A 17,490-nucleotide genomic window follows, 5' to 3' on the forward strand; every position below is an offset into this window, starting at 1 on the left:
CTTGAGGTCAACTTATTATTCAGTTTAATACAGAAGGAACGTCACCGTGAATCATGAATATCCCCGAGATCTGATCGGTTACGGTAATACCCCTCCTGATCCGCAATGGCCGGGTCAGGCGCGCATCGCCGTATCCTTTGTTCTTAACTATGAAGAAGGGGGCGAACGCTGCCTGCTTCACGGTGATAATGAATCCGAAGCTTTTTTGTCGGAACTGCCCGGCGCGGTCCCCTTCCCGGACGCCCGTCACATGAGCATGGAGTCGGTATACGAGTACGGCAGCCGTGCCGGTGTCTGGCGCATTCTTAAACTGTTCGCCAAACATAAAATTCCACTGACAATTTTTGCCGTCGCCATGGCTGCTCAGCGTTACCCGGAAGTCATTCAGGCGATGCATCAGGCAGGCCATGAGATCTGCAGCCACGGCTATCGCTGGATCGATTACCAGAAGCTCAGCAAAGAAGAAGAACAGGAACACCTGTACAAAGCCATTAACATTCTGCAGGACATCACCGGCCAGCGGCCGCAGGGCTGGTACACCGGCCGCAACAGTCCCAACACCCGGGACATTGTGATGGAGGAAGGTGGCTTCCTGTACGACAGCGACGCCTACGATGATGACCTGCCCTACTGGGTCAACAATCAGGGTAAAGGCCACCTTGTCGTCCCCTACACCCTGGACAGCAACGATATGCGCTTTGCCACCCAGCAGGGTTTTAACAGCGGTGAGCAGTTCTTCCAGTACCTGAAGGACAGCTTTGACACCCTTTATGAAGAAGGCGAAGAAGCACCGAAAATGCTGTCCATCGGCCTGCACTGCCGGCTGATTGGCCGTCCGGGACGCATCGCCGCGCTGCGCCGCTTCATTGAATACGCCCAGTCCCACGAACGGGTCTGGTTTGCCCGCCGGGTGGATATCGCCCGCCACTGGCATATCACCCACCCATTTCAGGCTAACACTTAAACGGAAGCGATCTGCCATGACTCAGCAATTTCAGCACTGCACCCCCGGCCGGATGGACCGCGACACCTTCGTCAGCACCTTTGCGGATATTTACGAACATTCCCCGTGGGTGGCCGAACAGACCTTTGATCAGGGCCTGCCGGACGATGCCAGCAACATTGAACAACTGCAGCAGCGGATGGCCGCTGTGCTGTTATCCGCCAGCCAGGAAGCTCAGCTGGCGCTGATCAATGCTCACCCGGACCTGGCGGGCAAGGCAGCCATTGCCGGAGAGCTCACCGAAGCCTCCACCTCTGAACAGGCCGGGGCCGGTATCAATGAATGTACCGCCGAAGAGTTTAAACGTTTTACCGAGTTAAACGATGCCTATAAAGCCCGTTTCAACTTTCCGTTCATCATGGCGGTAAAGGGCAGCAACCGGCACGAAATTCTGGCGGCTTTCGAAACCCGCATACACAACTCGCCGGAAACAGAGTTTTCCCGCGCACTGGAAGAAATTAACAAGATTGCCCTGTTCCGCCTCAGCGCTATGTAAGCCGGCCGTAACGACAATCATCTCAGCAGGACACTGACACAATGACTCAAGACTTTTTAAAATACATCAATCTGGCAGACGCCCGCCTGGGCAGTAAAGCGATCTACGTCACCGATGACTGGTTTGCCGACGTAAACCGAATGCTGCAGCCTGAAGCGCCGGTGTGGAAAGAAGGTGTATTCGATGACAACGGAAAATGGATGGACGGCTGGGAATCCCGCCGCAAGCGCTTCGAAGGCTATGACTACACCACCATCCGTCTGGGGGTACCCGGGGTGATTAAAGGGGTGGACATTGATACCTGCCACTTTACCGGTAACTTTCCGCCATCCGCATCACTGGAAGCCTGCTTCTGCCCGGACGGTGATCCGTCTGATGAGCAACAGTGGCATGAAATCCTGCCGGCAGTCAGCCTGCAGGGTAACAGCCAGCACCTGCACAGCATCAGCGATGACCGCCCGTGGACCCACCTGCGCTTTAACATCTACCCGGACGGCGGGGTTGCCCGCCTGCGGGTATACGGCCTGCCACACCGCGACTGGTCGGCCCAGAGCGCCGATGAACAGGTTGATCTGGCGGCATCTCTGAACGGTGGCCGGGCACTGGCCTGCAGCGATGAGCACTTCGGCACCATGAGCAACATCCTTAACCCGGGCCGTGGCGTCAACATGGGCGATGGCTGGGAAACTGCCCGTCGCCGTACGCCGGGCAATGACTGGGTTATCGTCGCACTGGGACACCCGGGCGAGATCGAACGCATTGTCGTCGACACCCTGCACTTCAAGGGTAACTACCCGGACAGCTGCTCCATTCAGGCGGCCTTTGTCAAAGGCGGTACTGACGAGCAAATCGAAACCCAGAGCCTGTTCTGGAAAGAACTGCTGCCATCCCAGAAACTGGAAATGCATCAGGAGCATGAGTTCGCGGAACAGATCGCTGCACTGGGGCCGGTTACCCACGTGCGCCTGAACATCTTCCCGGACGGCGGCGTCAGCCGGTTACGTTTATTCGGCAAGGTCGCCAATACTGACCGTTAAAGCCCGATAACAGGTTGCCGGACGCAGAGACTAACCTCCGGCCCGGCAACCAGGCCAGCCCTGCCGGCATCTGCCACAGGGCGGCAACCATGAGGTGAATATGCTTACACTGAAACCACAACCCTTAACCGCCGAAGCCTTTGCACCGTACGGCGATGTGATTGAAACCCGCGACCGGGATTTCTTCATGATCAATAAGGGTAATACTCGGCGCTACCACCGTCTGGCGGATGTCAGCCTGGGCAAAGCGGAAGATACGGCGATCATCAGTATCTTCACTACCCATGCGTATCCGATGCCGATGCCTGTCAGCATGCTGGAACGTCACCCGCTGGGCAGTCAGGCTTTTATCCCGCTGAACGGTGAGCCTTTTCTGATTGTGGTCGCGCCCCCCGGTGATACCCCTGAGGTCAGCAAGATTCAGGCATTCATCACCGACGGCCAGCAAGGCATTAACTATCACACAGGGGTCTGGCATCACCCGGTGATCAGCTGCGCGGCAGACGACAGCTTTCTGGTCATCGACCGGGCCGGTGAAGGCCACAACTGTGACGAACATGAATTTCCGGCAGACATTGCCATAGAGCTGCTACCGGCCTGACGCAGCTTCCGCCTAATAAACGCGGTACGCCGGAACGTAAGTGCATAATAAAAATACTGGCAGGCTGAAAAATGCCTGCAACTTAAGATGAGGAGTGAACGATGGATCCCCATATCATAGAGTGGTTAAACCTGGCGGTACGCTGGGTACACATGATCACCGGCGTTGCCTGGATAGGTGCGTCCTTTTATTTTGTCTGGCTGGAGAACCATCTGGAACGCAGCAATCCCCGCGAAGGTTTGTCTGGCGATCTCTGGGCGATTCATGGCGGCGGGATTTATCATCTGGAAAAATACACACTGGCACCGCCGCAAATGCCGGAAAAGCTGCACTGGTTTAAATGGGAAGCCTATGCCACCTGGCTGTCGGGCGTTACCCTGCTGGCGGTGGTTTACTACCTGAACGCCAAGCTGTATCTGGTTGCCCCCGGTTCTGATTTAAGTTCTGCGGCTGCCATCGGTATGGGTGTTGCCAGCCTGGTGGTTGGCTGGTTCGTCTACGACCTGCTGTGCGATTCGCCGCTGGGTAAAAAACCAGCACTGCTCGGCGCGATCCTGTTCATTCTGCTGATTGCAGCCGCCTGGGGGCTGTCTCAGGTATTCAGCGGCCGCGGTGCCTTCATCCACGTGGGTGCCATCATAGGTACAATAATGGTGGGTAACGTCTTCCGCATTATCATGCCGGCCCAGCGGGCGCTGGTCAGCGCCATTGAAGCCGGCCAGCAACCGGACCCGGCCCTGCCGGCCAAAGGCCTGCTGCGCTCGCGCCACAATAACTACTTCACCCTGCCGGTGCTGTTTATCATGATCAGCAACCACTTTCCGAGCACCTATGGGCATGAATATAACTGGCTGATCCTGGCCGGCATTGCCGCCATCAGCGTACTGGTACGCCATTACTTCAATACCCGTCACCTGACGCAGAAGTTTGCCTGGACCTTACCGGCCGGTGCACTGGGGATGATCTGTCTGGCCTTTGTGGTGGCTCCGAAACAGGCGGCGCAGAGCAGTCCGGCGGTCAGTGCTCAGGTGGTCCATGAAATCATCAGCGAACGCTGCAGTGTCTGCCACTCGGATACCCCAAGTTATCCGGGCTTCACCAGTCCTCCCGGGGGCTTTGTACTGGATACCATTGAACAGATCTCACAGAAATCTGCACAAATAGAAGCGCAGGCCATCACTACCAAGGCCATGCCGCTGGGCAACATCACGCAAATGACTCAGGCAGAAAGGGATCAGATTGCCGCCTGGATCAGTGCCGGTAAGCCCGAGTAAACCAGAAAAAAGCATAACCAGAAGGCGATAGCCTGTTAGGGTGCTTCCACACGGAAGCACCTTTTTTTATGCGCGGTGTGTTGCCTTACTGAGGCTCAGTAAACCCCTGCAGCCAGCCAGGGAAAATCTTCAGTAACTTTTTACTGCTGCGGCTGCCGTCCGACAGCTCAAGAAATGCCGTCCGACAACTGGCCTGTAACGCCGGTGACAGATTCTTACTCCACAGCGCGCCGGGGTTAACCGCTTCAGTGACGCCCACCAGCTGCAGATCATTATCCCGACGCCATTTATCCGCCAGCGGCGTGGCAATCACGGCGGCAAAGACATCCTTATGCAGCAACAGGGACATTGCACCGACGCTGGTACGGGTATAGGTAATCCGGTCAGCTTTATGTTCCACACCGACAGAGGTAAACAGGTCTCGGGCCAGCAGATAACCGGTCACCGATTCCGGCGATAAAAATGCAATCCGCACACCTGACAGCGCCTTAAGGTCCGGTACTGCTGTCGATCCCCGCACCAGAACACTGGCCGACAGCTCCGCACCGTTAAGCACCTGCAGATTCAGCAACGGCTGATAACCGGAACTGAATTCATGCTCAAGGGGTGCAAACACCAGCTGTGCATTCAGGTCGTCAGGAAATGCTGCCGCTGTTTTGATATCGCTCACCGGACAACCCTGCTGGTTCAGATAGCGGCTTAAGTTGTGCAACCTGCGCCCGGATATAGCCCCGCCTTCTGCCGAGCTGACAAACAGGGTTAGCGGTTCAGCGGCCTGCAGCCCGGCCGGTAAACTGCCCAGACACAGGAACAGACAAAGTACAGCGTGTTTCATGGTAATTCCCCCACGGGCAATACTGAGACTGTAGGGGATTTTAAAACACAACCGCTCCCCCACCCCTGCGCCAGATCAGGCAAACTGCAGGCAAACTCTTTACAACAAGTGCTTTCCTACAAGCTATCTCCTACAAGCCATCTGCTGCAAGCTTTCAGTAACACATCATCTGCAGTACACCATCTTCATCTCACAAAAACCGGTTGTCTTCCCGCCCGTGAAATGCCGCACAGCATTCCCCGGCCAGTATCATTAAAATCCCTTATCAGCCCGATAGTATATTTCCGCTTTGCATTGTTTTTCTGGCCGGTAGTATGAAAACAGACGCCATTTCAGCCCGCCCGAGCGGGCATATATCAGGAAGATAATATGATGAATGATAAGGATATCTGTTCGTCCGGCCCTGCGGACATGTCCGGCCAGACGCCGCCGTTTTCCCCGCCCTCACCGCTGGAATCGTACTTCACCTCACAGCTGAGCAGCGTCGGGATCACCGTTAACGGTTCCAACCCCTGGGACCCGCAAGTGCATAACCCGGCGCTCTGGCTACGGATTCTGAAACAGGGCACAGTCGGGCTGGGCGAAGCTTATATGGAAGGATGGTGGGACTGTATCAGCGTCGAAGAACTGATTCGCCGTATTTTAGAAGCCGGGCTGGACCCACACTTTACCGGACGCCGGATCCCCCTGAAGGAATGGTTCAGCGCCACCCTGTTTAACCGGCAGTCTGTGAAACGCGCTTTTCAGGTCGGCGAACAACATTACGACGCCGGAAATGATCTCTATGAAGCCATGCTGGACCCGACCATGGCGTACTCCTGTGGCTACTGGAAAGACACCACCGATCTGCATCAGGCGCAACTGAATAAATTACGGCTGACCTGCCACAAAGCTCAGCTGTCCGCTGGCGAACATGTCCTGGACATAGGCTGTGGCTGGGGCAGCTTTGCAGAGCTGGCGGCCCGGGAATACGGGGTGCGGGTGTGTGGCATTACCGTCTCGGAGCAACAGGAGAAGCTGGCCCGGGAACGCTGCAGGGGGCTGCCGGTGAGTATCCGGTTGCTGGACTACCGCAGCCTGCAGGGGCAATACGATAAAGCAGTATCAATCGGCATGTTTGAGCACGTCGGACCGAAAAATTACCTTACCTATATGCACACTGTTCATAACTGCCTGAAGGATGAAGGCATCTTTGTACTCCACACCATTGGCAGCGATACCCGTCATCAGGGCACCGATCCCTGGATTGATAAATACATTTTCCCCAACGGCGCCATTCCGGCGCTCAGCGAGATCAGTGCTGCTGCAGAACCCTGGTTTGTGATTGAGGATGTGCATAACTTTGGTCAGGATTACGCCACCACACTGCGCGCCTGGCATCACAACTTTGAACAACACTGGCCACAGCTGCAGGCAAGCTACAGCGAACAGTTTTACCGCATGTGGTCCTACTACCTGAAAACCTGTACGGCAGCATTTCAGAGCCGCAGCCTGCAGCTTTATCAACTGGTACTGCGCAAACGGCTGGTGCCCCTGCCCCGCTACCAGAGCCCCAGATGAACGGCGCGTTTACACTGCCCCCAGCCGCTGATGCATGTGGATAAACTCCCAGGGTGAAGCTTCCGAACCCCGTTCCGACATCACTTCAATCAGCACCGGCCGGTCTGCCGCCAGCGCTTTTTCCAGTACCGGTTTAAGCGCCGCAGGCGAGTCCACCCGCCAGGCCTGTACACCACAGCTTTCCGCCATTCTGACAAAATCCGGACTGGTAATTTCCGAACCGCTGAAACGGCCACCGTATCCCAGTAACTGATCACGGCGCACATTGGTATAGGTACTGTTATTAAACACCAGCGTCACCAGCGCGATATTATGCTCTGCGGCGGTAATCAGTTCCTGTGCACCAAACATAAACCCACCATCCCCACAGACCGATACCACCGGCCGCGCCGGATTCGCCACTTTCGCCCCCAGCGCCGTGGCAAAACCATAGCCCAGATTGCCCTGATACCCGCCTTCAATAAAGGAGCGGGGCCGCAGCACCGGAAAGCCGCCAATCCAGGTGGCAAACCCCATCTGTGAGACTTCCGGTACATAAATCCCTTCCCGGGGGAGCACCTCACGAATCACATTCAGATAAGACAGCTGCGGCTGCACTTTCTGAATGGCCCGCCAGGCCACCGCCTTAGCCGTTGCAATGTCATCCAGCCGTTTATGATCCGGTGAATGACCACTCTCAAGCTGTTCAAGGATCAGCCGGCACGCCTGAGCAGAATCCGCCACAACCGCCTGATCGGGCTGGAAGATATCCATCTGCGCCGGGTCAATATCAATCCGCAGCAGTTTCGGGCCGCCACTGGGCTTCTGCTCATACTGCATAAACTTATTGGCCCAGTTGAGGTACGGCATCTCCAGCCGGCTGCCAATGCCGATCAGCAGATCCACCTCATCCCACAACTGGCGGGCCGCCACCGGTGGCACCCCCAGCGGGTGATCTTCAGGCACGATGCCCCGCCCGCTGCGAAAGCCACCCACCGGCGCCGTAATACGTTCAGCCAGCGCCAGCACTTCTGCTGCAGCATGCTGTGCGCCCGAGCCGCAGAGGATCATCGGTTTACGGGCCTGCCGGATTAACGCGGCAGCGGCCTTAATCTGTGCCGGATCAGCTTCGGGTAATGTCGGCATTACCGGCGCAACAGGCGGTTGCAGGCTGCTATTTGCGGCCATGATATCCCAGCACATTTCCACCGTAACAGGCCCCGGCCGGCCACTCTGTGCCAGCTGAAACGCCCGGTTTACTTCACCGGAAATATCCCCGGGTGAACCGATATGGATGGCATCTTTAATCAGTGTTTTTAAGGTGCCGGTCTGGTCCTTCAGCTCATGCAGATGCCCCCGCCCCTTGCCGAGGAATGAAGATGGAATCTGCCCGGTCAGGCCGACAATCGGGCTGCAGTTACTCATTGCCGTACACAGTGCTGCACTGGTATTCAGAATGCCCGGCCCAGGCACCACCGAAAACACTCCGGTTTTACCGGTGGATTTGGCGTAGCCCATCGCCATGTAGGCCGCCGCCTGTTCATGACGGGGCACCACCAGCCGCAACGGCGATTTATAAATGCCGTCAAAAAGCGGATAAATCTGTGCGCCGGGAATGCCGAAAACGGTGTCCGTACCGTTGGCCACAACCGCATCAATAATCGCTTCACCGGCCGTTCGTTGCTGTGTCACTGCATCCACCTTATAGCCTCCTTCCATTCAGCATGTGGCCGAATGCTATGACAGGCATTTGCTATCAACAATTATAAAGATTATTGATCTGATATAACGAAATCGTTATACATAAGTTTTCAGCACCAATGGCAGCGACGATGAACCACAAACAGCTTCACCACTTTCTGGCGGTTACCAGGGCACACAGCATTGCGGCAGCGGCACGGTCGCTGGACGTTGCCCAGCCGGCCCTCAGCCTGAGCATTTCGAAACTGGAACATGAACTGAAAACCCAACTCTTCACCCGCGGCACCCGAGGCGTCTGCCTGACCGAATCAGGCCAGCTGTTTCACCGTTATGCACAGGAGGTCATCCGTGGACAGGAGCGCTTACTGGTGGACATCGCCGAGCTGGAAAGTAACCCTAAAGGTACGGTAGTGCTGGCCATGAATCAGGCCACGGACAATATCCTCGCCCTGCCACTGACCCGGGCTGCGGCAACCCTGTACCCCGGTCTGGATCTGGATCTGCGCACAGGCTTATCTTACGAAGTTACCGATATGCTGAAGAACGGCACGGCGGATATCGCCATCATCTACGAAGATGGCAGCGATATTCCCGGCATCCGTAAAGAATTACTGATTCGCGAGTCGATGTATTTTCTGAATCAGCGGCCGTCATCCGGTGAAGGGGCCTTACCGGCAGAGATCAGTTTTGCTGAGCTGGCAAACTATGAAGTGGTGACCACCACAGGCAAGGAGTCGCTGGCGTATATCCTGCAACAAGCGGAAAACCAGACCGGTATCCGGCTCAGAAAACGCCGTCCTTACGGCCAGTTGATGACCAGCCTGCGTTTTGCCTGCGAAGGACACTGCCGGCTGATTTTACCCTCTTCTGCATTTTATCATCTGGAACCGGCCCCCCTGCTGTGCGCCCAGAAAATTACCGAACCGGAAATCTACCGCAATGTATATATCGCCACCGACCCGGACCGGCCGGTGCGTAACATCACCCTGCGGCTCACAGAACTGATCCGCCAGTGCACCCGGGAAGAATTCGCCAGCGGCCGCTGGCGAGGTATGTTAAATGAACCACAGCGTTAACGGGCGTTACTGCGGCATACCTGCCTGTGCCCGCAGGCCCAGAATCCGGCCGACGGTTCGGTTCCAGTTTGCCGCACATTCCGGGCCACAGCGGCTGGCCCAGCGGGGCAGAATGACATCCGCCGCCACCTGATCACGGACCACCAGATCAGACGCCGACGGCTCCACCAGAGTCATACCGCCGCTTTCTCCTATCTCGCAGGGGCCTGTGGATAAGCAGGCCAGTGCGGTGGCATCCTCAGTCGCGGTTTCCTGCCACATACGCTCAGTGAGGGTGTCGATTTCCTGCTTTAGCAATGCCTTCTGGGCGTCACTCAGCAAATTCCACTTGGTTCTGTTAATTGCCCCGAAGGCCAGCCCCCAGCCGACTCTTAACGTAAAGCCGTGGGACGCCACCTTGTACAGCTCGCCGGTATAGGCCGACATCGTGCCGGTAATCACGCAGTCAAACACCCCTTTCTTCATCGCCTCAGGGACATCATGAAACGGCGCGCTGACCGGGATCGCCCCGACCCCTTCAACAAAATCCCCCAGGGTCGTCAGGTACACCCGCACCCGTTTCCCACGCAGGTCTTCAATGCTGTTCACCGGGCTGGTACACCAGATCATCTGGCTGGGAAAGGGATACAGCATCATCAGTTTGGCGTTGTATTTTTCCTCAAACGCCCGGGCCAGTGTGGGAAAATACGCATCCGCTACCTGCCGTTGCACAGCAATGTTCTGCACCAGAGAAGACAAATCCGCCCCCTCGAATATTTCGCTTTCCGGCACCACATACCCCGGCAGGCCAAAAGCAAAATCAAACACGCCGTTTTTCACCAGCCGCATGATTTCATAGCCCCGCAGGCCCAGTTCCGTCTGGGGTTTTATTTCACCGATTATCTGACCGCCGGAAACCTCAGCCATGTGCTGATTCCAGAACGGGCCTTCATGTTTCTGGTAGTTGGTAAAATATCCCCAGGTACCGACGGCCTTAATAATAATGGTATCACCGGCCAGCAACCGCCCTGCGGACAGCAGGCATATCAGCAACGGGATCAGCAGCAGTTTTGTGGATAATTTCATGCAGTAACAGCCTTTAAAGCCAGAGGTCACTCCGGATAAACATCAGGTCATCTGATGTTACCCAGAGTAGCCATTATTGAACCGCTTAGCCATTGCCCGGCGAACGGTTTAACTGCTCATCAGCGTGGGCAAATAGAGCACGATGGACGGAAATACCGAAATCAGTACAATCGCCACGGCAATCATAAAGAAGAACGGCAGCGCCGCTTTCGCCACATAGAGGATGTTTTTTCCGGTCAGTGCCTGAATCACGAACAGGTTAAACCCGACCGGCGGCGTAATCTGCGACATTTCCACCACCAGCACCAGAAAGATACCGAACCAGATCAGATCAATATTCGCCTGGGTCACCATGGGCAGTACCACCGAAGTGGTCAGCACGATCACCGAGATACCGTCCAGAAAACAGCCCAGCACCACAAAAAATACCGTCAGGCAGATAATCAGCTGTACTGTGGATAAGCCTTGCTCAGCAATCCAGCCGGCCAGTGCATTGGGAATACCGATAAAGCCCATGGCCAGCGTCAGAAAATGCGCGCCGACCAGAATCAGCCCCAGCATGCAGGAGTTTTTTACCGCCCCGGCCACACTGTCGATAAAGCCCTGCCAGCTGAAACTGCCCAGCACTGCAGATAATAACAACGCTCCGGCGACACCAAAGGCAGCCGCTTCCGTGGGCGTTGCCAGCCCCTGATAGATTGACCCCAGCACGCCGCCAATCAGCATAATGATGGGAATCAGCCTGGTTAAGGACTGCAGTTTCTCCCGGGTACTGTACTCCACAGAGTCTGCCACCTGTGCGGTACGGCCATTGATGATCGTCCAGCCAATGGTGAATGCCATGAACAGGCCGATCAGTACCATTCCCGGAAAGACACCGGCCAGAAACAGCCGGGCAATAGAGACTTCCGCAGAAACTCCGTAAACGATCAGGATGATGGAAGGCGGAATCAGCAAACCCAGCGTTCCGGAGCCCGCCAGGGTGCCAATCGACATGGTATCGTCATAGCCCCGCTTCGACAGCTCGGGCAGAGTCATCCGGCCTATCGTGGCCGCCGTGGCCGCCGACGAGCCGGATACCGCCGCAAAAATGCCGCAGCTGAGAATATTCACATGCAGCAGCTTACCCGGCAGCTTGGATAACAGCGGTGACAGCCCTTCGAACAGATCCTGTGATAAGCGGGTGCGAAAGAGAATTTCCCCCATCCAGATAAACAGCGGCAGAGCGGTCAGTGACCAACTGGTCACGGCACTCCAGGACGAAGTGCCCAGTAACAGCCCGATACTGTCATTGCCGATCAGGCTCAGGCCAATCACCGAAAGCCCGGTCAGCGTCAGTGCAACCCACACCCCGCTGGTGAGCATCAGCAGCATGCAAACCACCAGAATAAACCCGGTTAATGTCATATCCATGGTTTACTCCCCTTCCAGCGCGGCTTCATGGCTGATGTACCCGGGGGTATGCCCCCGCAGCGCGGTTATAAAATTATCTGCCACGGCGATCAGCAGAAACAGCGACCCCAGCGCCATCGGCATTTGTACCAGCCACAGGGGCATCACCAGATAGGTATCGGTGACATCCTCATACACCCAGGATTCATACACCGTATACAGGATGTACCAGGTGGAATAGCCGACGATCAGTAAGCCGGCGCTGATATTTACCAGCTCCATCCAGCGGCGTGTATGGCCTCTCAGACGGGATAACAGAATGGTGACCCGGATATGGCCACCGGCATTGAAGGTATAGGCCAGACCGAAAAAAATCGTTGCGGACAACAGCCAGCCGGCAAAATCTTCCGAAGACGGAATGATCACCCCGAAAAAACGGGCGACGATTTGTGCCAGAATCAGCAGCGTCATAATCACCAGACAGCTGCCTGATAAGATCGCAGACGCTAAATAGAAGTATTGTCTGAGTGTGTGCATATTATTATTTTTACCCGACTGCATTGGTCGGAGAACGCGGTACTTCAGCCTGCCTGAATAACAGACAACCAGCGCTTTCCGGGACAGGTTATAAAAACTGAACACTGTTCACCCATACCTCAGGCACAGGTGAACAGAGAGAAACGCCTTACAGGGCTTTATAGTTATCGAATACCGCCTGACCGGAGGCACCGGCTTCGTCAAGCCATTCGCCGATCATGGTATCGCCAATTGCCCGCAACTCGGTTTCCAGCTGAGCACTGGGAGCGGTAACAGTCATGCCGTTGTCTGCCAGTGTGTCGGTGTGTTCAACCGCCAGTTTACGGCCCAGTGCCCAGCCGTTTTTCTCCGCGTTGGCCGCCGCGGTCAGAATGACCTGCTGGGTGTCGGCATCCAGACGGTCAAACATTTTCTTGTTGGCAAACACCATGTTCTTCGGAATCCAGGCATGGATGGTGGTGAAATTAGAAATGTAGTCCCAGCTCTGGCTGTTCACACCGGTGCTTGGGGAGGTCACCATGGCATCAATCGCGTTGGTGGTGAATGCCTGCGCCACATCGCTGAAAGGAATGTTTACCGGGGTGGTACCCATCAAATCTGCCAGACGGGAGGTGGTCGGGCTGTAAGAGCGCATTTTCAGGCCGCTCAGATCCGCCAGGCTGTTCACCGCCTTATTGGAATACAGGTCCTGCGCGGGCCACGGTGAGGTGTACAGCAGAATCAGATTTTCTTTAGCCAGCGCCTTGCTCAGCGCCGGTTTTGAAGCCTGATAAAGTTTTTCGGCGCTGTCGAAATCCGTCGCCAGAAACGGAATGTTATCCAGTTTATAGATCGGGTTGATATTGCCCAGACGGCCAATGAATACTTCACCGATCTGCACCTGACGGGTTTTCACCGCCCGGTGGATTTCCGGGTGTTTGATTAACGAGCCGCCGGAATGAACATTGATGGTCAGTTTACCGCCGGACTTTTCGCTCACTTCTTCCGCAAAGCCGCGTGCAACCTGGGTCTGATGCGTGCCATCGCCATAAGGGGTTGGCATTTCCCAGCGGGTCTCGGCATAGCTGCCGGTTGCCGTGCCCAGGGATAATACCGATGCCAGCATTAACGCTGCTTTTTTGGTTACAGATTTCATTATTATTCTCCAAAGTTAAGGTTACTTAGCGATACCAATGGCATGTGCTGCCCATCCTTATCGCAAAGCCTGTACCAACTCTGAAAAATATTTTTTATCTGTTCAAAAACAAAAAGTTATCAGGAACCCTTACTGCGGGAAAATAGCCCGCTGAGTTACTTTTGACTCAGTATCTCCCCCCTCACTGAGTCACTTTTGACTCACCCCTCCAGAAACGTCTGCCGTTCCAGCCCGTATTTCTTCATCCGCAGGTACAGTTTCTTACGCGGAATACCGAGCGCTCCGGCGGTTTGCTCCGCATGGCCGTTATTCGCTTTCAGGGCGGCAAAAATCAGCTCTCTCTCATAGCTGTCGACCAGTTCATCCAGCGTGCCGTCGCCAGCGTCCGTGACCGGTCCGGTTTGCTCAATGGTCAGCCCCAGCGCCCAGCGTTCCGCGGCGTTCTGCAGTTCACGGACATTCCCCGGCCAGCTCTGCAGGCTGAGCTGCTGAAGCAGCAACGCCGGCACCGGACGGCTGTCGCGGCCAAAACGCTGGGCAGCCCGGTCAACAAAGTGTGTGAACAGTACCGGTATATCTTCTTTACGCTGATCAAGAGACGGAATCTCAAGGCTGGCAACATTGAGACGATAATAAAGGTCTTCGCGGAAATCACCGGCCTCACGCAGATCCACCTTGGTGGCGGCCAGTACCCGGATATCTACCTCGATGTCCGCATTGCCACCCAGGCGCTGCAGCACCCGCTCCTGCAGGACCCGTAACAGCCGGACCTGCAAAGACGCAGGCATGCTTTCTATCTCATCCAGGAACAGAGTCCCGCCGCTGGCATACTCGATTTTACCTGTACGGCGCTTATGCGCCCCGGTAAACGCGCCGGCCTCGTGACCAAACAGCTCGCTTTCAATGACCGATTCGGTCAGCGCGCCGCAGTTAAGGGCCACAAAGGGCTGTTCCGCCCGGGGGCTGAAGTCATGTAAACAGCGGGCAACCACTTCTTTGCCGGTACCGGTGGCGCCGTGAATGATCAGATCCACATCCACCTCTGCCAGCTGCAACACCATCTCCCGCAACCGGAGGATCGACGGCGCCTGGCCCACCAGCCGCTTATCAATTTCATGCTGACCTTCAATCACCTGCCGCAGGCAGCGGTTCTCCAGCACCAGTTCACGTTTCTTCCAGGCCCGCTGCACGGTATTCAGATGATGCTGAGGATCATCGGTTTTCTCAAGGAAATCATAAGCGCCCATCCGGATCGCCTGGATGGCAATGGCAATATCAGAATGGCCGCTGAACATGATGACGGGAATTTCCGCATCAATGTTCAGTACCTGTTCCAGCACCTGCAGCCCGTCCATGATGTCCATGCGCACATCACAGATAATCACCCCCTGCCAGTTCTCCGAACAGAGCGCCAGTGCATCCTTAGGATTTTCAAAGGCAACGGCGTGGTACCCCTCCAGTTCCAGGGTCTGGATCATCGACTCCCGGACGATCTCTTCATCATCAATAACAATTACCTGACCATGGCTCATGGCAGTACTCATGAATGTTTTCTCCGGTATTCGGGTAACTGGATACAGAACGACGCCCCGGCTGAAGATGAACTCTCCACACTCAGCTTGCCGCCAAAATTTTTAACAATGTTATAGGAAATAGACAGCCCCAGCCCCAGATTCTGCCCCCGCCGCTTGGTGGTAAAGAACGGCTCGAAGATACTTTCACCCAGCTCACTGCTGATCCCAGGCCCGTTATCACTGACATAGATATCCAGCCGGTCGCTGTTATGCACACAGCTGATACTGATGTGTTTTTCAGTCTGATCCCGAATCGCATCCAACGCATTGGTCAGCAGGTTCAGCAGCACCTGTTCCAGTTGAATCGGATCGGCACAGACCCGGTGCTGCAAGGTAATGAAATCCACATCAATGCGGGTCTGTTTGCGGACTTCATCCCCTTCCAGCATCTGCAAAACGTTTTCCACCACCTGCTGCAGGTTGACCGCCACAAAGTTATCCTGCTGCTGACGGGCCAGCGACTTAAGCCGGGTAATAATCACCGTGGCCCGCCGGGTCAGGTTCGAAATCTGATTAAGATTTTTCTCGGTTTCATCCAGCCGGCCAGCCTGAATCAGCCGGACACCATTATGGGAGTAATGGCCGATGGCCGATAAGGGCTGGTTGATTTCATGGGCAATGCCGGCGGATAACTGCCCCAGTGCGGCCAGTTTACCGGCCTGCACCAGCTCTTCCTGCAACGTACTGAGCTGATCCCTGAAACTTAACAGTGAGCGCGCCATGGTACCGATTTCATCCTGGCCTTTGACCTGCACCCGGGTATCCAGATTGCCGTTGGCAATGCCGCGCATGCTGGTATCCAGGCTGGTAATCCGGGCCACCATGTTGCGCCCCACATAGAGCCAGACAATCAGGATGGAAAACAACAGACTCGCGGCCACCATCGACAGCATCAGGATACGGCTGTTCTGGATGGTCACCCGGGCATTTTCAGCTGAGCTTTTTGCGGCCGCTTCAGCCTTATTGGTTTGCACCGTCACCAGTTGATTAAGGGCACCAAGCTGTTCCCGCATCCGGGTCAGTAAGGCCTCGCCTTCCCCCAGCACACCCCGCTCCTGGCTGCGGATGGTAAACATGTTATTTTCACCCCGGGTCAGATAAACGATGTTAATCACTGTCTGGCTCAGGGCCTGTACCCCATGCACTTTTTCCACGGCTTCCAGATCATGCTGAATACGGGTAATGATTTCGTCAGAATGGGTCTGGGTGGCGATCAGGGAATTCAGATCCGGCAGATGCTGTGCCCGGTCTACCAGATTAATCAGCAAGTTGACGTCCGCTTTTATCCGGTAGAGCCGCTGCAGATCGGCATTGATTGTGCTGATGGCATCCCGGCCAAAGTTATTCATCACAACCCAGGCATCGGGAAAGTCCTGATTAAACTGGCTGAACAGGTTCTGCTGCACGTTTTCCGTCAGGGTATTGATATCACTGAGAAAGTTTGATGCCACCCAGCGAAGACGCTGATTTTCAGACCGTTTCTGTGCCTGAATCTGCAACTTCAGCGCGACGTTTTCATCCAGTTCAGCCAGCATATTTTTCAGGGTATCAATCTGGTCAAACAATGTCTGCTGGGCCTGATGATCCCGGGTGGCTGCAGAAATCCGCGGTAGCAGGTCCGCCATGAGGGCGATATTCAGGTTCAGTTCCTGCCGGATTTGCTGCCGGGTCTCCTCATCTTTTGCCGCCAGCAGCGTCGGAGACACCAGCGTAATGGTCGTCCCCTGCTCCTTTAAATCCGCCATCAGGCTAAGGGTATGAATATTACCTTCCACCACCTGGTTAAGCTCATCCCCCAGACGGTTATAGGACACCCAGCTCACAATACTGGCCAGCAAGGTCAGGGCTGTCAGTGCCCCAAAGGCAATAAAGAGTCGGCCGCGAAGCCCCAGACGGTGTCGGGATATCATAAAGAGAATGCCTTACTGAAACTATGCTGCATGATAGTCACATCGGGGATTAATTAGAAATCCTGCCGCCGCGTGTGACGCCCGCTTCGCTGACATTTTCCGCGTATCTGCCACGGGCAGCCGCTATATGCCCCGGCTTAAAATAAATTTCAGTTATCAAATGATATTTATTATTAACTTTATTATTCAACCCCATTCCCTATGATCAGCCAGTCCGATTTGCAGGCCCCGCTGCCATGCCTGTGTCCGCTACTGCCTTAGCGGTAAACAGCCCGGTCAGCGCCAGCAGGGTTACCCACCCCGGCCCTGCAATAT

15 protein-coding genes are annotated in these 17,490 nt (G+C 55.5%); 7 read left to right on the plus strand and 8 right to left on the minus strand.

From position 1 onward, the window contains the following. Positions 1-46: 46 nt before the first annotated feature. From puuE to PCI15_RS19835, 5 genes are all read left to right on the plus strand, one after another. Entirely contained in the window at positions 47-964 is a 918-nt protein-coding gene (gene puuE / locus PCI15_RS19815) for an allantoinase PuuE (protein ID WP_271271643.1), read from the plus strand. A gap of 16 nt (positions 965-980) precedes the next feature. Further along, a complete protein-coding gene (uraD, locus tag PCI15_RS19820; protein ID WP_271271644.1) occupies positions 981-1,499 on the plus strand; it encodes a 2-oxo-4-hydroxy-4-carboxy-5-ureidoimidazoline decarboxylase in 519 nt (172 codons plus the stop codon). A 41-nt stretch (positions 1,500-1,540) separates the two neighbouring features. After that, positions 1,541-2,536, plus strand: coding sequence for an allantoicase (alc, locus tag PCI15_RS19825; RefSeq protein ID WP_271271645.1), 996 nt, complete (start codon positions 1,541-1,543; stop codon positions 2,534-2,536). 100 nt (positions 2,537-2,636) lie between these two features. Next, a complete protein-coding gene (locus PCI15_RS19830) occupies positions 2,637-3,137 on the plus strand; it encodes an ureidoglycolate lyase (protein ID WP_271271646.1) in 501 nt (166 codons plus the stop codon). Between the two features lie 101 nt (positions 3,138-3,238). Then, positions 3,239-4,411 (plus strand): urate hydroxylase PuuD, encoded by a 1,173-nt coding sequence (locus PCI15_RS19835; protein WP_271271647.1) that lies wholly within the window; start codon positions 3,239-3,241, stop codon positions 4,409-4,411. A gap of 85 nt (positions 4,412-4,496) precedes the next feature. Here PCI15_RS19835 and PCI15_RS19840 read toward each other — a convergent pair whose 3' ends face one another. Beyond that, on the minus strand, positions 4,497-5,246 hold the full coding sequence (locus PCI15_RS19840; protein WP_271271648.1) for a phosphate/phosphite/phosphonate ABC transporter substrate-binding protein: 750 nt from the start codon (positions 5,244-5,246) through the stop codon (positions 4,497-4,499). 369 nt (positions 5,247-5,615) lie between these two features. On the opposite strand from PCI15_RS19840, the gene cfa reads away from it, so the two are divergent. Next, a complete protein-coding gene (gene cfa, locus PCI15_RS19845; protein ID WP_271271649.1) occupies positions 5,616-6,806 on the plus strand; it encodes a cyclopropane fatty acyl phospholipid synthase in 1,191 nt (396 codons plus the stop codon). Between the two features lie 9 nt (positions 6,807-6,815). Here the strand turns inward: cfa and PCI15_RS19850 are convergent, their stop codons facing one another. After that, the gene (locus PCI15_RS19850; protein WP_271271650.1) at positions 6,816-8,486 is read right to left on the minus strand and encodes a thiamine pyrophosphate-dependent enzyme; all 1,671 of its coding nucleotides are present in this window, start codon (positions 8,484-8,486) and stop codon (positions 6,816-6,818) included. A gap of 131 nt (positions 8,487-8,617) precedes the next feature. On the opposite strand from PCI15_RS19850, the gene PCI15_RS19855 reads away from it, so the two are divergent. Continuing rightward, positions 8,618-9,562: a LysR family transcriptional regulator gene (locus PCI15_RS19855; RefSeq protein WP_271271651.1), complete on the plus strand. Its 945-nt coding sequence runs from the start codon at positions 8,618-8,620 to the stop codon at positions 9,560-9,562. A gap of 6 nt (positions 9,563-9,568) precedes the next feature. On the opposite strand, the gene PCI15_RS19860 is transcribed toward PCI15_RS19855, so the two are convergent. The 6 genes from PCI15_RS19860 to PCI15_RS19885 form a co-directional block, all read right to left on the minus strand. After that, a complete protein-coding gene (locus PCI15_RS19860; protein WP_271271652.1) occupies positions 9,569-10,627 on the minus strand; it encodes a TRAP transporter substrate-binding protein in 1,059 nt (352 codons plus the stop codon). A 108-nt stretch (positions 10,628-10,735) separates the two neighbouring features. Further along, entirely contained in the window at positions 10,736-12,040 is a 1,305-nt protein-coding gene (locus tag PCI15_RS19865; RefSeq protein WP_271271653.1) for a TRAP transporter large permease, read from the minus strand. A 3-nt stretch (positions 12,041-12,043) separates the two neighbouring features. Further along, positions 12,044-12,556 (minus strand): TRAP transporter small permease, encoded by a 513-nt coding sequence (locus tag PCI15_RS19870; protein WP_271271654.1) that lies wholly within the window; start codon positions 12,554-12,556, stop codon positions 12,044-12,046. Positions 12,557-12,704: 148 nt separating this feature from the next. Then, entirely contained in the window at positions 12,705-13,691 is a 987-nt protein-coding gene (locus PCI15_RS19875) for a TRAP transporter substrate-binding protein (protein WP_271271655.1), read from the minus strand. Positions 13,692-13,891: 200 nt separating this feature from the next. After that, positions 13,892-15,235 (minus strand): sigma-54-dependent transcriptional regulator, encoded by a 1,344-nt coding sequence (locus tag PCI15_RS19880; RefSeq protein ID WP_271271656.1) that lies wholly within the window; start codon positions 15,233-15,235, stop codon positions 13,892-13,894. Further along, positions 15,232-17,175 (minus strand): ATP-binding protein, encoded by a 1,944-nt coding sequence (locus PCI15_RS19885; RefSeq protein ID WP_271271657.1) that lies wholly within the window; start codon positions 17,173-17,175, stop codon positions 15,232-15,234. Before PCI15_RS19885 ends, PCI15_RS19880 begins: the two co-directional genes overlap by 4 nt. Positions 17,176-17,490 lie beyond the last annotated feature (315 nt).

Source organism: Aliamphritea hakodatensis (assembly GCF_024347195.1).
GTDB lineage: Bacteria > Pseudomonadota > Gammaproteobacteria > Pseudomonadales > Balneatricaceae > Amphritea > Amphritea hakodatensis.

Coding starts and splice junctions, on each gene's coding strand:
- uraD (WP_271271644.1), top strand. CDS start 981: ATGACTCAGCAATTTCAGCACTGCACCCCCGGCCGGATGGACCGCGAC.
- alc (WP_271271645.1), top strand. CDS start 1,541: ATGACTCAAGACTTTTTAAAATACATCAATCTGGCAGACGCCCGCCTG.
- PCI15_RS19830 (WP_271271646.1), top strand. CDS start 2,637: ATGCTTACACTGAAACCACAACCCTTAACCGCCGAAGCCTTTGCACCG.
- PCI15_RS19835 (WP_271271647.1), top strand. CDS start 3,239: ATGGATCCCCATATCATAGAGTGGTTAAACCTGGCGGTACGCTGGGTA.
- PCI15_RS19840 (WP_271271648.1), bottom strand. CDS start 5,246: ATGAAACACGCTGTACTTTGTCTGTTCCTGTGTCTGGGCAGTTTACCG.
- cfa (WP_271271649.1), top strand. CDS start 5,616: ATGATGAATGATAAGGATATCTGTTCGTCCGGCCCTGCGGACATGTCC.
- PCI15_RS19855 (WP_271271651.1), top strand. CDS start 8,618: ATGAACCACAAACAGCTTCACCACTTTCTGGCGGTTACCAGGGCACAC.
- PCI15_RS19860 (WP_271271652.1), bottom strand. CDS start 10,627: ATGAAATTATCCACAAAACTGCTGCTGATCCCGTTGCTGATATGCCTG.
- PCI15_RS19865 (WP_271271653.1), bottom strand. CDS start 12,040: ATGGATATGACATTAACCGGGTTTATTCTGGTGGTTTGCATGCTGCTG.
- PCI15_RS19870 (WP_271271654.1), bottom strand. CDS start 12,556: ATGCACACACTCAGACAATACTTCTATTTAGCGTCTGCGATCTTATCA.
- PCI15_RS19875 (WP_271271655.1), bottom strand. CDS start 13,691: ATGAAATCTGTAACCAAAAAAGCAGCGTTAATGCTGGCATCGGTATTA.
- PCI15_RS19880 (WP_271271656.1), bottom strand. CDS start 15,235: ATGAGTACTGCCATGAGCCATGGTCAGGTAATTGTTATTGATGATGAA.
- PCI15_RS19885 (WP_271271657.1), bottom strand. CDS start 17,175: ATGATATCCCGACACCGTCTGGGGCTTCGCGGCCGACTCTTTATTGCC.